Here is a 16,088-nt window from a genome sequence, read left to right as displayed (position 1 = left end):
TCCTTCTTAAAATTCCGTAAGAAATCGCTTCCGATGGCATCTTATCGACCGAGACGGCGCGGCTGACCAGAGGCAGAACACCGGAATGCGAACGGCGTCGAGAGCAAACGCTCCCGACGCCGTCGCGGGTCCGAGACGTGGCGGCAGGCTGCAATTCGGGGCCCGCGCGCCGCGTTTTTCCGGTTTGGTTAGATCTTCAGCCAGGCGGCGCCGTTCGGGCCGAGCGACAGGGTGCCGTCCTCCAGCGTCGCGGCGAGGCAGGGGCCGACAAGCTCCCCGTCCGCTTTGAGCGTCACCGGATCCGGGCCGAGGTTGAAGTAGCAGGCGAATTTCGTCTCGCCATCGTCGCGGATGAAGCCGAGGATCGGGTCCGGCAGGTCGAGGAAGGTCGACGCGCCCTTGCGCAGCACCGGGTTTTCCTTCCGGAAGGACAGCACGCGACGGTAATAGGCCAGCACCGAGTGCGCGTCGGCCTCCTGCACCGAGACCGCCCGGGCGGCTTGCGGCGGTTTCACCGGCAGCCACGGCTTGGCCTTGGAGAAGCCCGCATTCGTGCTTTCGTCCCAGACCATCGGCGTGCGGCAGCCGTCACGGCCCTTGTTCTCGGGCCAGAAGCGTAGGCCGGGCGGGTCGGTAAGCTCGTGATATTCCATCTCGGTCTCGGTCTGGCCGAGTTCCTCGCCCTGATAGATGCCGATCGTGCCCTGGAACGACGCGAGCATCGCGATGGCCAGCCGTGCGATGCCGTCCTCGGTGCCGTATTTCGCCCAGCGGGTCACATGGCGCTGCACGTCGTGGTTCGAGAAGGACCAGCTCGGCCAGCCATCGGGGGCATTCTCGAAGAAGCCTTCGATCTTGCCGCGGAAATGCGCGGGCGAGAATTTCGGCCCCAGCATGTCGAAGCTGTAGGCCATGTGGAGGCGATCGACGCCGCGCGTGTATTCCTCCATGAGCCCGAGCGCGCGATGCGGCGCTTCGCCGACTTCGCCGATCAGAGTCCGGTCTTCGTATTCGTCCATCACCACGCGCATCTTCTTGAGGAAGGTGATGTTCTCGGGGCGGTTCTTGTCGAACTCGTGATCCTGCATGTCGTAGGTCGAGACCGGCGGCCAACGCTCCGGGTCGGGTTCCATCGCCGGGTTGTCGCGCAGCTTGGGGTCGTGGAAGTAGTAGTTCACCGTATCGAGCCTGAAGCCATCGACGCCGCGATCGAGCCAGAAACGGAAAATGTCGAGCAATTCCGCCTGCACCTCGGGATTGTGCAGGTTCAGGTCGGGCTGTTCGATGAGGAAATTGTGCAGGTAATACTGGCCGCGCTCGGGGGCGTATTCCCAGGACGAGCCGCCGAACACCGCCTGCCAGTTGTTGGGCGGGCTGCCGTCGGGCTTGGGATCGGCCCAGACATACCAGTCCTTCTTCATACCGCCTTTCTTGGAGTCCTTGAACCACGGGTGCTGATCGGAGCTGTGCGAGATCACCTGATCGATCACGACCTTCAGGCCCAGTTCATGCGCCCGCGCGACCAGCGCGTCGAAATCCTCCAGCGTGCCGAATTGCGGATCGATACCGCGATAATCGGACACGTCATAACCCATATCGGCCATTGGCGAGGTGAAGATCGGCGACAGCCAGATCGCATCGACGCCCAGCGAGGCGACATGATCAAGCCTGCGCGTGATCCCCTTGAGATCGCCGATCCCGTCGCCCGAGTCGTCTTGAAAGCTACGCGGATAAATCTGGTAGATAACCGCTCCGCGCCACCAATCCTTCGCCATGAATCGCTCCTCTTTCAGTTTCCTGTTGCCCGTTAACGCGGCAAGGGTAGACTTGTTAGCGCAAACGGCAACAGCTGCTCAGATGGTTTCTACGCCGTCGCTTGACCTTGAACAGGGGGCGGCTCATCAATCAATTGCTATCTGAAGAGATCCGGAGACCTCCCCCTTGAAAGACACCCAATTGCCCAGTGCCGAGACGGTTCGCGAAGAAATTTTGCACCACATCACATTTTCGATGGGCAAGGATCCCGATCACGCCTCGGTCTATGACTGGCGCATGGCACTCAGCCTCGCGATACGCGACCGGGTCGTCGCGCCGTGGTTCGCGGCCACCCGCCGCACCTGGGAGGAAAAGCGCAAGCGGGTCTACTATCTCTCGATGGAATTCCTGATCGGACGGATGCTGGAAGATGCCGCGATCAATCTCGGGCTGCGTGCGATTTGCCGCGAGGCGATCGAAGGGTTGGGGCAGGACTGGGAGACGGTGGTCGAGAACGAACCGGACGCCGCGCTTGGCAATGGCGGGCTGGGGCGGCTGGCGGCGTGCTACATGGAGAGCATGGCGACGCTGGGCTGCCCGGGCTACGGCTACGGCATCCGCTACGAGCACGGCCTCTTCAAGCAGCGCTTCGAGGGCGGGCGTCAGGTCGAGACGCCGGAGGATTGGCTCAAGCAGCGTCATCCGTGGGAATTCGAGCGTCCAGAGGCGGCCTACGAGATCGGCTTCAAGGGCCATGTCGAGACGCTGGACGGCAAGCCGCATTGGATCCCCGGCGAGACGGTGCTGGCCGAGGCCTATGACATGCCGATCATCGGCTGGGAGGGCAAATGGGCGAACACGCTGCGGCTGTGGTCGGCCAAGCCCACGGAGCTCTTCGACCTCGCGCGGTTCAATCACGGCGATTACGCCGCCGCGGCCGAGCCCGAAGCTCTGGCGCGGACGTTGAGCCGCGTGCTTTACCCGGATGACACGACCTATGCGGGTAAGGAGCTGCGGCTCAAACAGGAGTATTTCCTGACCTCCGCCGCGCTGCAGGACATCATGCGCCGGCATCTGGCTTCGGGCTATACGCTCGAAGAGCTGCCGGACTATGTCGCGATCCAGATGAACGACACGCATCCGGCGATCGCCGGGCCGGAACTGATCCGCATCCTCGTCGATCTGCATGACATGGAGTTCGAGACCGCGCTCGAGATCACGATGCAATGTCTGGGCTATACCAACCACACGCTGCTGCCTGAAGCGCTCGAACGCTGGGCGACCTATCTGATGGGCACGGTGTTGCCGCGCCACATGCAGATCATCGAGAAGATCGACAGTTGGCACCGCCGCACCTATCCGAAACGCGCGCATTTCGTGGGGATCGTGAAGCATCAGGAAGTGCGGATGGGCGAGCTGGCCTTCATCACCTCGCACAAGGTGAACGGCGTCTCGGCGCTGCATACCGAGCTGATCAAGCGCAACCTCTTTCCCGAGCTCGACGCGTTGCATCCTGGGCGGATCATCAACCAGACCAACGGGATCACGCCGCGCCGCTGGCTGCGGATGGCGAACCCGGCGTTGTCCCACCTCATCATCGACACGATCGGCGAGGGCTGGGAGGCCGATCTCGACAAGCTGCGCACGCTCGAGCCTTACGCCGATGACGCGGGCTTCCGCGAGGCCTTCATGGGCGCGAAACGCCATAACAAGGTGCATCTCGCGGAGTGGGTGCACGAAAGCCAAGGGATCACCATTGACCCCGACGCGATCTTCGACATTCAGGTCAAGCGCATCCACGAATACAAACGCCAGCTGCTGAACATCCTGCAGACCATCGCGGACTGGCATGCGATCCGCGAGAACCCGCAGGCCGATTTCCAGCCGCGCGTGAAATTCTTCGGCGGTAAGGCCGCGCCGGGCTATCACACCGCGAAACAGATCATACGGCTGATCAATGACGTGGCGCGGGTGGTGAACAATGACCCTTACGTCGATGGGCGCCTCAAGATCGTCTATCCGCCGAACTACAACGTTTCCATGGCCGAAAGACTGATCCCGGCCGCCGATCTGTCAGAACAGATCTCGACTGCGGGCAAGGAAGCCTCCGGCACCGGCAACATGAAGTTCGCATTGAACGGTGCGCTGACCATCGGCACGCTCGATGGAGCGAATGTGGAAATCCGTGAACAGGTCGGCGCGGAAAACTTCTTCCTCTTCGGCATGACCGCCGACGAGGTGATGGAGCGCCGCCGCGACCCCGAACATGCGCGCAACGCGATCCTTGAAAGCCAGCCTTTGCAGGACGTTTTGCAGATGATCGCCGAGGGACGTTTCTCTCCGGAGGAACCAGAACGCTATCACGATCTTGTTCATAACATGTGGCACAGCGATTATTTCCTCGTTGCCTCCGATTTCGAGGCCTACCGGACCGCCCAGAAAGAGGTGGACACGGCCTTCGCCGATCGCGCAGGCTGGGCGAAGATGGCTGTTTTGAACACCGCGCGGATGGGGTTCTTCTCTTCCGACCGGGCAATCAAGGGCTACATGGACGAGATTTGGACCACGCGATCTGCCCTGTGAACCAAGGAGCGATATGACACTTTCCCGCGACGAGGCCGAAGCGCTGATCGAAGCGCATCATCCCGACCCGTTTTCCGTGCTGGGTCTTCATGACGGGAAAATCGTGGCACTCGTGCCCGGGGCGGACGAGGTCTGGGCGCTCGGGAAAAAGGACGTCGCGCTGGAGCCTGTGGTGCCCGGGGTCTTCGCCGGAAATTGGAGCGAGAAAACCTATTGTCTGCGCGCGCGACGCGACCAGACGACTTGGGATTTCGACGACCCTTACAGCTTCGCGCCGGTGCTTGGACCGATCGACGAGTATCTGATCGGGGAGGGGACGCATAAGCGTCTCTGGGAGAAGCTCGGCGCCCATGCGATCACCCATCAAGGCGTCGAAGGCGTCCATTTCGCGGTCTGGGCGCCCAATGCGCGCCGGGTCTCGGTCGTGGGTGAGTTCAATTTCTGGGACGGGCGGCGCCACCAGCTGCGCCGGATCGGTGCGTCCGGTGTGTGGGAGATCTTCGTCCCCGGCATCCATGAAGGCGCGCTCTACAAGTACGAATTGCTCGACGCCGAGGGCACGGTGCTGCCGCTGAAGGCGGACCCGGTCGGCTTCGGCGCGGAGCATCCGCCTGCGCAGGCCTCGGTCGTGCGCAAGCTGGGGCTGCACCGCTTCGGTGACAGCGCATGGTGCCAGACCCGGGCCGAGGCGCAGGAACGTCACGCGCCGATCTCGGTCTACGAGGTACATCTGGGTTCGTGGATGCGGATCTGGGACGATGGGGGCAGGCCGCTCTCGTACCACGAGTTGGCCGAGAAGCTGGTCGATTACGTTTGCGACATGGGTTTCACCCATATCGAGTTGCTTCCCATTACCGAACACCCGTTCGACGGCTCCTGGGGCTATCAGCCGATCGGGCTTTACGCCCCGACGATCCGCCACGGCCGCCCCGAAGAATTCGCGGAGTTCGTCGATGCCGCACACCGGAAAGGGCTCGGCGTCATCCTCGACTGGGTGCCGGGCCATTTCCCGACCGACGATCACGGGTTGAGACATTTCGACGGCACGGCGCTTTACGAGCATGCCGACCCGAAAGAGGGCTTCCATCAGGACTGGAATACGCTGATCTACAATTACGGGCGGCGGGAAGTGTCCAACTACCTGCTTGCCAACGCATTGTTCTGGCTGGAGGAATATCACCTCGACGGGCTGCGCGTCGATGCGGTGGCCTCGATGCTCTACCGCGATTACTCCCGGGCGGCGGGCGAATGGGTGCCCAACAAATATGGCGGGCGCGAGAATCTCGAGGCGATCGAATTCCTGCAGAACATGAACGCGGCCTCTTACGGCGGCGCGGAAGGCATCATGACGGTGGCCGAGGAAAGTACCGCCTATCCCGGGGTCACGCGGCCCGTGCATGAGGGCGGGCTCGGTTTCGGCTACAAGTGGAACATGGGCTGGATGAATGACAGCCTGCGCTATTTCGCGCGCGATCCGCTTTATCGCAAATTTCACCATAACGAGCTGACCTTCGCGAGCTCGTACGTTTACAGCGAGAATTTCATTCTGCCGATCAGCCATGACGAGGTCGTGCACGGCAAAGGCTCGATGCTGGGCAAGATGCCGGGAAGCGAGCCCGAGAAATACGCCAACCTTCGGGCCTTCTACGCCTTCCAATGGGCGCATCCGGGCAAGAAGCTTCTCTTCATGGGGCAGGAATTTGGCCAGTGGTCGGAATGGAGCCACGAGCGCGAACTGGACTGGTATCTTCTGAACGATCCGCGCCACGAGGGGCTGCGCGCGCTGGTGCGCGACCTCAACCGGCTCTACCGCGACACGCCCGCGCTGCATTGGGGCGATTGCGAGCCGCAGGGTTTCGAGTGGATCGCGGCCAACGATTCCGAGGCCTCGGTCTTCATCTTCGAACGCCGCGCGCCCGGCTCCGATCCGGTGGTGGTCGTCGCGAACCTGACCCCGGTCGAACGCAGCTACCGCATCGGTCTGCCCCAGAGCGGCGAATGGTGCGAGATTTTGAACACGGATTCCGAATTCTATGGCGGTGGCAACCGCGGCAATCTCGGCGCGATCGCCGCTGAAGACCACGCCCATGGCCGCTGCGCCCATAGCGCGGAGGTATATTTGCCGCCGCTGTCAGTCGTGATGTTCACGCCCGCATAAGCGGTGCCTAGAGGAGGGGGAGGATTATGAAACCACAGCCCAACACGCGCCTGAGCGCACAGGCCATGGCCTTCGTGCTGGCGGGCGGCCGCGGGAGTCGCCTCAAGGAGCTCACCGACAGGCGCGCGAAACCCGCGGTCTATTTCGGCGGCAAGACCCGGATCATCGATTTCGCTCTGTCGAACGCGCTCAATTCCGGCATCCGCAAGATGGCCATCGCCACGCAATACAAGGCGCATTCGCTGATCCGCCACATCCAGCGCGGCTGGGATTTCTTCCGCGCCGAGCGGAACGAATATCTCGACATCCTGCCCGCAAGCCAGCGCGTAGCCGATAGCCGCTGGTATGCGGGCACCGCCGATGCGGTCGCTCAGAACATTGATATCGTTGAAGATTACGGCGTGAAATACGTCATCATCCTTGCCGGCGACCATATCTACAAGATGGATTACGAGGTGATGCTGCGCCAGCATGTCGAGACCAAGGCCGATGTCACGATCGGCTGCCTGACGGTGCCGCGCATGGAAGCGACGGCCTTCGGCGTGATGGCCATCGACAAGACCGGCCAGGTCACCGATTTCCTCGAAAAGCCCGCCGACCCGCCCGGCATGCCCGGCGATCCCGATCACGCGCTGGCCTCGATGGGGATCTATGTCTTCGACTGGGAATTCCTGCGCGAATTGTTGATCCGCGACATGGAGGATCCGAATTCAAGCCACGATTTCGGTCATGACCTGATCCCGCAGATCGTCAAGCACGGCAAGGCTATGGCGCATAAGTTCTCGGATAGCTGCGTGACGACGGGACTGGAGACCGAGCCTTACTGGCGCGACGTCGGTACGGTCGACGCGTTCTGGCAGGCCAATATCGACCTCACGGATTTTACGCCGAAGCTAGACCTCTATGACACCGAATGGCCGATCTGGACCTATGCCGAGATCGTGCCGCCCGCGAAATTTATCCACGATGAGGACGGACGACGGGGCTCTGCGATCTCCTCGCTGGTTTCTGGCGATTGCATCGTCTCGGGTGCGGAGGTGCGCAATTCGCTGCTTCATACGGGCGTGCGTGCGCATAGTTTCGCAAGCCTCGAGGAGGCGGTGGTGCTGCCTTACGTCGATATCGGGCGACATGCGCGGCTCAGCCAATGCGTGATCGACCGCGGCGTGCAAATCCCCGCAGGCCTTGTCGTGGGCGAGGATCCGGAAGAAGACGAGAAGTGGTTCCGCCGGTCGGAAGGCGGGGTCGTGCTGATTACGCAGGCGATGCTCGACAAACGCGCGGCGGCATTGGACTAACTGGGGTGGATAGCGGGGGGCTGCCCCGCACCCCGGGATATTTGGAAAGAGCGAAGACATGAAACGCGTGCTCTCGGTTGCGTCAGAAGCGGTTCCACTGATCAAGACGGGCGGTCTGGCCGATGTGGCAGGTGCGTTGCCCGCCGCTCTCAAAGGGCAGGGCTGGGAGATGCGGGTGATGATCCCGGCCTATCGCGGAATCCTGAAAAAGCTGAAATCGCCGAAACCAGTATGGGAAAGCGCGAGCCTCTATGGCGGTCCGGCGCGGCTGGTGCTGGGCAAGGCAGGCGGCATGGAGGTTCTGGCGCTGCAGGCCAACCATTTGTTTGACCGTGACGGGGGCCCGTATTCCGAAGACGGGCGCGACTATCCCGACAATGCCGAACGCTTCGCAGCCCTCAGTTTCGTCGCCGCCGAGATCGCGCGCGTGGGCGCGGGCAAATGGCAGCCCGATCTGGTGCATTGCCACGATTGGCAAGCCGGGCTCGTGCCGTGGTATCTGCGCGGCACTGGCATCCCGACCGTGATGACAATCCACAACATCGCGTTTCAGGGCCGGTTCGGCCGCGACAAGCTGGCAGCCCTCGGGCTGCAGGCGTGGGATTTCACCCGCGAAGGCGTGGAGTTCTGGGGCGACATCTCGACGCTCAAGGCTGGGTTGGTTGCGGCGCGCGCAATCACCACGGTCAGCCCGCGTTATGCCGACGAGTTGATGCGCGGCGAGTTCGGCATGGGTTTGGAAGGTGTCATTCAGGCCCGCGCGGGCGATCTGCACGGTATCCTCAACGGCATCGATCTGGAGGTCTGGAATCCTGAGGCCGATCCGGAGGCGACGTCTTTCTCGGCTACGAAGCTCGGTGGGAAATCTAATAATCGCAAGGCCTTGGAAGCCGAGTTTGAACTGGATGCGCCGGGGCCGCTTGCGATTCTGATTTCGCGCCTGACAGCGCAGAAGGGGATGGATCTGATCGCCCCGGCGCTCGAGCCCTATCTCGAAGCGGGCGGTGGCCTTGCCGTGCTTGGATCGGGCGATGGCTGGGCCGAGGATGCGATGCGCGAGCTTGCTGCGCGCCATCCCGGTCGGGTTGGCGTGAAGATCGGCTATGACGAGGCGCTGAGCCACCGGATGTATGCGGGCGGCGACGCGGTGCTGGTGCCCTCGCGGTTCGAGCCCTGCGGGCTGACGCAGCTTTACGGGCTGCGTTATGGCTGTATCCCGGTGGTCTCTGCTGTCGGCGGTCTGGCCGATACGGTGGTGGGCGCAACGCCCGCGACCGAAGCCGCGGGCGCATCGACCGGCATCGTGTTCCATCCCGTCGACGATCTGGCGCTGCGGCAGGCGCTGATGAAGTTGATCGCGCTTTACGGCGATCGAAAAGTCTGGTCCGCGATGCAGCGCCGCGCGATGAAAACCGACTGGGGCTGGGAGCGGTCAGCCGCGCGCTATGCCGCGCTGTATGACGACCTTGTCGCTCGATGAAGATTACCCCAGGGAAACCGGACCCGCTGGGCGCGACGCCCTGCGAAGGTGGCGTGAATTTCGCGCTTGCCTCGGCCCATGCCGAGAGGGTGGAGCTATGCCTGTTCAACGGAGAGAAGGAAGAACGCATAGACTTGCCGGGACGTTCGGGGCCGATCTGGCATGGCCTCGTCGAGGGGCTCAATCCGGGCGCACGCTATGGCTACCGGGTGCATGGGCCCTGGGCCCCCGAAGCTGGACATCGGTTCAATCCGGCGAAGCTGCTGATCGACCCCTACGCGCGGCAGATCGACTCGAAGATCAGCTGGCAAGCACCTATGCAATATGGAAAATCCAGGCCAGACCGGCGAAACAGTGCGAGCGTTGTGCCGAAGTCGGTCGTGACCGATATCGAGCGGCCCAAATGGGATCACCCGCGCCACAGCTGGTCGGAAACAGTGATCTACGAGGCCCATCCCAAGGGGCTGACGATGACCCATCCGGACGTGCCCGTGGCGCTGCGCGGCACATGGGCAGGGCTCGCCTCTGATCCGATCCTGTCGCATCTCGCCGATCTTGGGATCACCGCGATCGAGCTGCTGCCGAGCTGCGCCTATCTCGACGACCGCTTCCTGGTCGAGAAGGGGTTGAGCAACTACTGGGGCTACCAGCCGATCGCCAATTTCGCGCCCGAGCCGCGCTATTCCGGGCCAGATCCGCGCGACGAATTCCGCGACATGGTGCGGCGCTTCCATGGGGCCGGGATCGAGGTGATCCTTGATGTCGTCTACAACCATACGGGTGAGGGCAACGCGGTCGGGCCGATGCTCAGCCTTCGCGGCCTCGACAATGCGAGCTATTACCGCCTGACACCGGACGGCGCCTATATCGACGAGACCGGAACGGGCAATACGCTGGACCTGTCGAACCCGCTTTGCCTGCGTCTGGTGATGGATTGCCTGCGCCATTGGGTCGTGGAGATGGGCGTCGATGGCTTCCGCTTCGATCTGGCCTCGACGCTCGCGCGCGGATCGTCGGGGGCGGTCGAGGCGCATTCGCAATTTCTCACCGCGATCGAGCAGGATCCGGTCCTGCGGAATGTGAAGCTGATCGCGGAGCCGTGGGATATCGGGCCGGGCGGCTATTACCTCGGTGGCTTCCCGCATCCGTTCACCGAATGGAACGACCGTTTCCGTGACGACGCGCGGCGCTTCTGGCGCGGTGATCGTGGGATGGCGGGCGATCTGGCGCGACGCGTCGCGGGCTCGGCGGAGATCTTCGACCAGATGGGGCGGCCCGCGACGGCATCGGTGAATTTCATCACCGCGCATGACGGATTTACGTTGCAAGACCTCGTCTCCTATGGCGAAAAGCAGAACCTCGCGAATGGCGAGGAAAACCGCGATGGCCATGATGCGAACTTCTCTGAGGCGCTCGAGGACCCTGAGGCGCAGGCTTTGCGCAAACGCGCGTTGCTCGCGACGCTGCTGATGAGCCAAGGCGTTCCGATGCTGCTGGCGGGCGACGAGATCGGCAATTCTCAGGGCGGCAACAACAATGCCTATGCGCAGGATAACGAGGTCGGTTGGATCGATTGGAGTGGACCTGACGAGACTTTAACAACATTCGTCAAACGCTTGATAGAGATACGAAAAAATCACCGCGTCTTGCGGCAGAACCGCTATCTGCATTCGCTGATCCGCAAGCAGGACGGGATGCGCGATCTGATCTGGCGGCTCGCCTCGGGGCACGAACCCGAGCCGCATGATTGGAACGATCCCGAACTGCGCTGCATCGGTGTCGAGATCCGTGGCGCCGCCGAGGGGCCAGCAGGCGAGGCCGGGAGCGAAGCGGTCTATGTGATCCTCAACGCAGGGCCCAAACAACGGGTGCAGTTACCTCCCGGTCGCTGGACCTGCTTGATCGATTCCGCGTTTCCTGAACGGGAGGCGGAACAATTGGGCGCCCCTGAGGCTTGCCTTGCCGCACAATCCGTTCAAGTCTTTACCCGCGCAACAGTGCAGGAGAAATCATGACCCGCCACGCGACCCAGCCCATCGACGGCCAGAAACCCGGAACCTCGGGGCTGCGCAAGAAAACCCGCGTTTTCATGCAGCCGAACTATCTCGAGAACTTCGTGCAATCGACCTTCGACGCGATCGGCGGCGTGCGGGGCAAGACTTTGGTTCTTGGCGGTGACGGCCGCTATTTCGGGCGTGAAGCTGCGAGTACGATCCTGAAAATGGCGGCTGCAAATGGGGCCGCGCGGATGATCGTGGGGCAGGGTGCGTGGCTCTCGACGCCCGCCGCCTCGAACCTGATCCGGCAGCGTCAGGCGAACGGCGGCATCATCCTCTCGGCCAGCCACAATCCGGGCGGCCCGGACGAGGATTTTGGCGTCAAATACAATAGCTCCAATGGCGGTCCAGCGCCGGAATCGATCACCTCGGCGATCCACAAACGCACGCAGGAGATCACCGAATATCATCTGCTCGACGCGGCAGACCCGGATCTGGACAGCGTCGGTGAGACGAAACTGGGAGAGATGACCGTCGAAGTCGTCGACCCCGTGACCGCCTATGCCGACCTGATGGAAACGATATTCGATTTCAACGCTTTGCGCGATGTCTTTAAGGCGGGGTTCCGGATGCGGATGGACTCGATGTGCGCCATCACCGGACCTTACGCGGTCGAGATCTTCGAGAACCGTCTCGGTGCGCCGGCGGGGACCGTGACCCATGGCACGCCGTTGCCGGATTTCGGCGGTATGCATCCCGATCCGAACCCGACCTGGGCGCATGAACTGATGGACGAGATGATGGGCGAAAACGCCCCGGATTTCGGCGCGGCGTCGGATGGCGATGGCGACAGGAACATGATCCTTGGCGCGGGCACCTATGTCTCGCCGTCGGACAGTCTTGCTGTGCTGGCCGCAAATGCGCATCTCGTGCCGGGCTACAAGGACGGGCTGAAGGGCGTCGCGCGCTCGATGCCGACCTCTGCGGCGGCGGATCGGGTGGCCGAGGCGCTTGGCCTCGATTGCTACGAGACGCCGACGGGCTGGAAGTTCTTCGGCAATCTGATGGATGCGGGGCGCGTGTCGCTCTGTGGCGAGGAGAGCTTCGGCACGGGCTCCGACCATGTGCGCGAGAAGGACGGGCTATGGGCGGTGCTGATGTGGCTCAACATCCTTGCCGCGCGGAAGATGTCGGTGGCCGAGATCATGGCCGATCATTTCGCGCGCTATGGCCGCAACTACTATTCGCGCCACGATTACGAGGCGCTGCCGACCGAGCAGGCAGAGGCGATGCTGGACGATCTCCGTGGCCGCCTTGGAGAGCTGAAAGGGACGCAGGTCGAAGGGCTTACGGTCGAAAGCTCAGACGAGTTTTCCTATACCGATCCGGTCGATGGCTCGGTCGCGAAAGGTCAGGGTTTCCGTATTCTGTTCGAAGGCGGCTCGCGCGTCGTGCTGCGTCTGTCGGGCACGGGCACCGAGGGCGCGACGCTGCGCGTGTATCTCGAGCGCTATGCGCCGGGACCGGACGGTTTGGACCATGATCCGCAAGAGGCGCTGGCACCGATCATCCGGGCGACAGAGGCGCTGGTGGGGATCCGAGAGCGCACGGGGCGCGAGAAACCCGACGTCATTACCTGAGCGCTACAGGCAAGAAATCCTGAACCGAAACAAAGTCGGGGGGCTGAAATCACCCCCCGCTTTTTTATCACCGTAATACCTATAATCTGTATTATGTAAATTATGAATGCGATTTGACGCCCATTATGGGGTCAAAACCGTGCTCCCGACCGTTTTCCGGCCCTCCAGCGCCTCATGGGCTGCAGCAACATCCTCCAGAGAAAACGTCTGCGGCACGTCGATCTTGATGTCGCCTTTTCCAATCATCTCAAAGAGTTCTGCGGCGGAGTTTCGTAGCCAGCCCGGTTGATCCGTGTGTTGGAACAAGGTCGGACGCGTCAGGAACAGCGAGTTGCGCGCAAGGTCGCCGATCTTGAACTGATCCGCCGGTCCCGAGCTTTGTCCGAAGCACACCAGCGTGCCGAAGCGCTTGAGCACATCGAGCGACGTCATCACCGTGTCGGCGCCCACCGAGTCATAGACCGCCGCGACGCCTGCGCCGTCGGTGAGCCGTTTGACCTCTGCGCCGAAATCCTCAGTCCGGTAATCGATCACCGCGTCATAGCCGTGCTCGCGCGCACGCGCGCATTTCTCAGGCCCGCCAGCCGTACCGATCGCGCGTACGCCCTTGGCCTTGAGCCATTGACCCGCGATCGAGCCGACGCCACCTGCAGCCGCGTGGAAAAGCACGGTGTCACCGGACTTTACCGGATACGAGTGATGAATCAGGTAATGCACGGTCAGACCTTTAAGCATCACCGCTGCCGCGACTTCGTCGGAAATATCGTCCGGGATCGGCACCACGTTTTTCGCCGCGATCACCCGGTGGCTCGCATAAGCGCCGTTGGGCTGCGTATAGGCCACGCGCTGTCCGACCTGCAGATCGACGCCGTTGCCGACCGCCTCGATGACGCCCGCCGCTTCACCGCCGGTGATCAGATCGCTCTCGACGGGCCACGGATAGAGGCCGGTACGGAAGTAAACATCAATGAAATTCAGACCGATAGCGGTATGTCTTAAGGTGATTTCACCGGGTCCGGGCTTGGGAACCTCTATTTCGATCTTGTGGAATTGGTCGCGCCCGCCGGGGCGCGCGATTGCCATCGCATAGGCCATGATATCCTCCCTGTTGCCGCGCAAAGGTACTGCGCGCAGCCCCGGCGTCAATCCGGGATCGGATGCGGCAGGAAGGCGCCGTTCATCTCGACGATCTCATCCCAGACGCGCAGCGCCAGTTCGCGCGGGCGTTCGCTCTCGCGGCGCACGAGGAACCAATGACGCATCAGCGGCAAACCAGGCGCCGGGATCAGCGCCAGGCGTCCGGTCTCCAGTTCGTCCGTCACCGTGTGGAGGCTGAGAAACGCGATGCCGAGACCCGCCATCACCGCCTGCTTGATCGTCTCGTTGCTGTCCATTTCCAGCGTGTCATAGAGCCGCCCGTCGCCGACCCGGTCGAGCCAGCGCGACATCAGGATCCGCGTCCCCGATCCTTCCTCGCGCGAGATGAAGGTCTCGCCGAAAAGCTGCTCCAGATCGTCGGCCTTGGCGATCAGCGGATGGCCCGGCGGCGCGACCAGCGCATGCGGATGCTGGCCGATCGGTTCGGCCACAACGGGCGGATGGCGCGGCGGTCGGCCCATCACGGCGATGTCGAAACTGCCGCGCTCGATCCCCTCGATAATGGCCGAACGGTTGCCCACGCGCAGTGCGACCTCGATCTCGGGATGGGCGTCTTGCAGCATCTTCACCAGCCGCGGCGCGAAATACTTGCCGGTGGAGACGACGCCGAGCGTGATCCGACCCACCTGCCCCCGTGCGATGGCGCTCAGCGTCGCTTCGGCCTGCGACAAGTTGTCCTCGATCCGCAGCGCGCTCTCGCGCAGCGCTTTGCCTGCTTCGGTCAGCTCGGATCCGGCGCCATCAGCGGCACGCTGGATCAGCTTCATCCCGATCGCGTCCTCCAGTCCCCTGATTTGCGTATGAATTGCTGGGGTTGTGAGGTTCAGGCTCTCTCCGGCAGCCGTCAGAGAACCGCCGCGAGCCACCGCATCGAGCGCGCGCAATTGCTTCAACGTCACAGCATTCATCCGCATTGGGTTTCAAATTTCCTTAACGCACATTCCCTTTATTTAAATTTCATAAAAAACCGATCCGGGCAATGGTCTGGCTCACAAGAACATCGTCTTTGGAGGAGGAGAAGATGTCCGTGAGTTTCGACGGCCTCGGTATTTCTGCCGATCTTGCCGACACCATGACCCGCTTGACCAGCGTCGGTGCCCAGCTTGCCCGCATGATTGCGCGCAACGGGCTGGACGGAAATCTGGCGGAAGCGGCTGGCACCAATGCCGGTGGCGACGGGCAGAAAGCGCTCGACGTGATCGCGGACGAGGCCTTCATGGCCGCGCTGCGCGGTGGTGCGGTGCGCCATTATGCCTCGGAAGAGCAGGACGAGGTGGTCGATTTCGGGACCGGCACGCTCGCGCTCGCCATCGATCCGCTCGACGGGTCTTCCAATATCGACGTGAATGTCTCGATCGGCACGATCTTCTCGATCTTCGAGGCAGCCGACGACACGGAGGCCAGCTTCCTGCGTCCGGCGAACGAGCAGATCGCGGGCGGCTACATTATCTTCGGACCGCAGACCGCCCTGGTCGTGACCTTCGGGAAGGGTGTGCAGCAATGGGTTCTCGAGCCCGGAAGCGACATCTGGCGCCGCGTGGCCGATCCGAAGCCCCTGCCCTCCGAGACCTCGGAATACGCGATCAACGCTTCGAACTACCGCCACTGGCCGCAGCCGATCCGCGCCTTCATCGACGATCTCGTCGCCGGCGCCGAAGGCCCGCGCGGGCGCAACTTCAACATGCGCTGGATCGCGTCGCTGGTGGCCGAGACCCACCGCATCATCTCGCGCGGCGGCGTGTTCCTCTATCCCGGTGACGACCGCGAAGGCTACCAGCGCGGACGCCTGCGGCACGTCTATGAATGCGCGCCAATCGCGATGCTGATCGAGCAGCTCGGCGGCGAGGCCACCGACGGCGCCGATCCCATCATGTCCGCGACGCCCGACCGGCTGCATGCCCGCACGCCCTTCGTATTCGGCTCGGCCAGCAAGGTCGCCCGCGTCGCCGCCTATCACGACTTGCCGCAGGATGAAGCCCACGCGCTCTTCAATACCCGCGGCCTCTTCCGGAGCTGATA

The 16,088-nt window shown here is 62.7% G+C and carries 10 protein-coding genes; 7 read left to right on the top strand and 3 right to left on the bottom strand.

The window, feature by feature from the left end:
- Positions 1-188: 188 nt before the first annotated feature.
- Positions 189-1,775, bottom strand: coding sequence for an alpha-amylase family glycosyl hydrolase (locus tag B6V76_RS02310; protein ID WP_088726547.1), 1,587 nt, complete (start codon positions 1,773-1,775; stop codon positions 189-191).
- 166 nt (positions 1,776-1,941) lie between these two features.
- Here B6V76_RS02310 and B6V76_RS02305 point away from each other — a divergent pair, with 166 nt between their 5' ends.
- From B6V76_RS02305 to B6V76_RS02280, 6 genes are read left to right on the top strand one after another with little or no spacing between them, the layout of a single operon-like run.
- Positions 1,942-4,338 carry a glycogen/starch/alpha-glucan phosphorylase gene (locus tag B6V76_RS02305; protein WP_075774800.1) on the top strand — a complete coding sequence of 799 codons (2,397 nt, stop codon included), beginning with the start codon at positions 1,942-1,944 and terminating at the stop codon, positions 4,336-4,338.
- Between the two features lie 13 nt (positions 4,339-4,351).
- Positions 4,352-6,496: a 1,4-alpha-glucan branching protein GlgB gene (gene glgB, locus B6V76_RS02300; RefSeq protein ID WP_088722773.1), complete on the top strand. Its 2,145-nt coding sequence runs from the start codon at positions 4,352-4,354 to the stop codon at positions 6,494-6,496.
- A 26-nt stretch (positions 6,497-6,522) separates the two neighbouring features.
- The gene (gene glgC, locus B6V76_RS02295) at positions 6,523-7,794 is read left to right on the top strand and encodes a glucose-1-phosphate adenylyltransferase (protein ID WP_075774802.1); all 1,272 of its coding nucleotides are present in this window, start codon (positions 6,523-6,525) and stop codon (positions 7,792-7,794) included.
- Between the two features lie 58 nt (positions 7,795-7,852).
- On the top strand, positions 7,853-9,274 hold the full coding sequence (glgA, locus tag B6V76_RS02290) for a glycogen synthase GlgA (protein WP_088726546.1): 1,422 nt from the start codon (positions 7,853-7,855) through the stop codon (positions 9,272-9,274).
- On the top strand, positions 9,271-11,289 hold the full coding sequence (gene glgX / locus B6V76_RS02285; RefSeq protein ID WP_088726545.1) for a glycogen debranching protein GlgX: 2,019 nt from the start codon (positions 9,271-9,273) through the stop codon (positions 11,287-11,289). Before glgA ends, glgX begins: the two co-directional genes overlap by 4 nt.
- Complete coding sequence (locus B6V76_RS02280; RefSeq protein ID WP_088726544.1) at positions 11,286-12,911, top strand: alpha-D-glucose phosphate-specific phosphoglucomutase; 1,626 nt, start codon at positions 11,286-11,288, stop codon at positions 12,909-12,911. Before glgX ends, B6V76_RS02280 begins: the two co-directional genes overlap by 4 nt.
- A 123-nt stretch (positions 12,912-13,034) precedes the next feature.
- Here B6V76_RS02280 and B6V76_RS02275 read toward each other — a convergent pair whose 3' ends face one another.
- Both B6V76_RS02275 and B6V76_RS02270 read right to left on the bottom strand, forming a co-directional pair.
- Positions 13,035-14,006: a quinone oxidoreductase gene (locus B6V76_RS02275; RefSeq protein ID WP_088726543.1), complete on the bottom strand. Its 972-nt coding sequence runs from the start codon at positions 14,004-14,006 to the stop codon at positions 13,035-13,037.
- Between the two features lie 47 nt (positions 14,007-14,053).
- Entirely contained in the window at positions 14,054-14,983 is a 930-nt protein-coding gene (locus tag B6V76_RS02270; protein ID WP_088724310.1) for a LysR substrate-binding domain-containing protein, read from the bottom strand.
- Between the two features lie 107 nt (positions 14,984-15,090).
- Between B6V76_RS02270 and B6V76_RS02265 the strand changes: the two genes are divergently transcribed.
- A complete protein-coding gene (locus B6V76_RS02265) occupies positions 15,091-16,086 on the top strand; it encodes a class 1 fructose-bisphosphatase (RefSeq protein WP_075774808.1) in 996 nt (331 codons plus the stop codon).
- Positions 16,087-16,088 lie beyond the last annotated feature (2 nt).

Source organism: Thioclava sp. IC9 (assembly GCF_002213225.1).
Classification (GTDB): domain Bacteria; phylum Pseudomonadota; class Alphaproteobacteria; order Rhodobacterales; family Rhodobacteraceae; genus Thioclava; species Thioclava nitratireducens.
The sequence above is the reverse complement of the archived record's forward strand: the minus strand, read 5'-3'. Positions and strand labels throughout refer to the sequence as shown.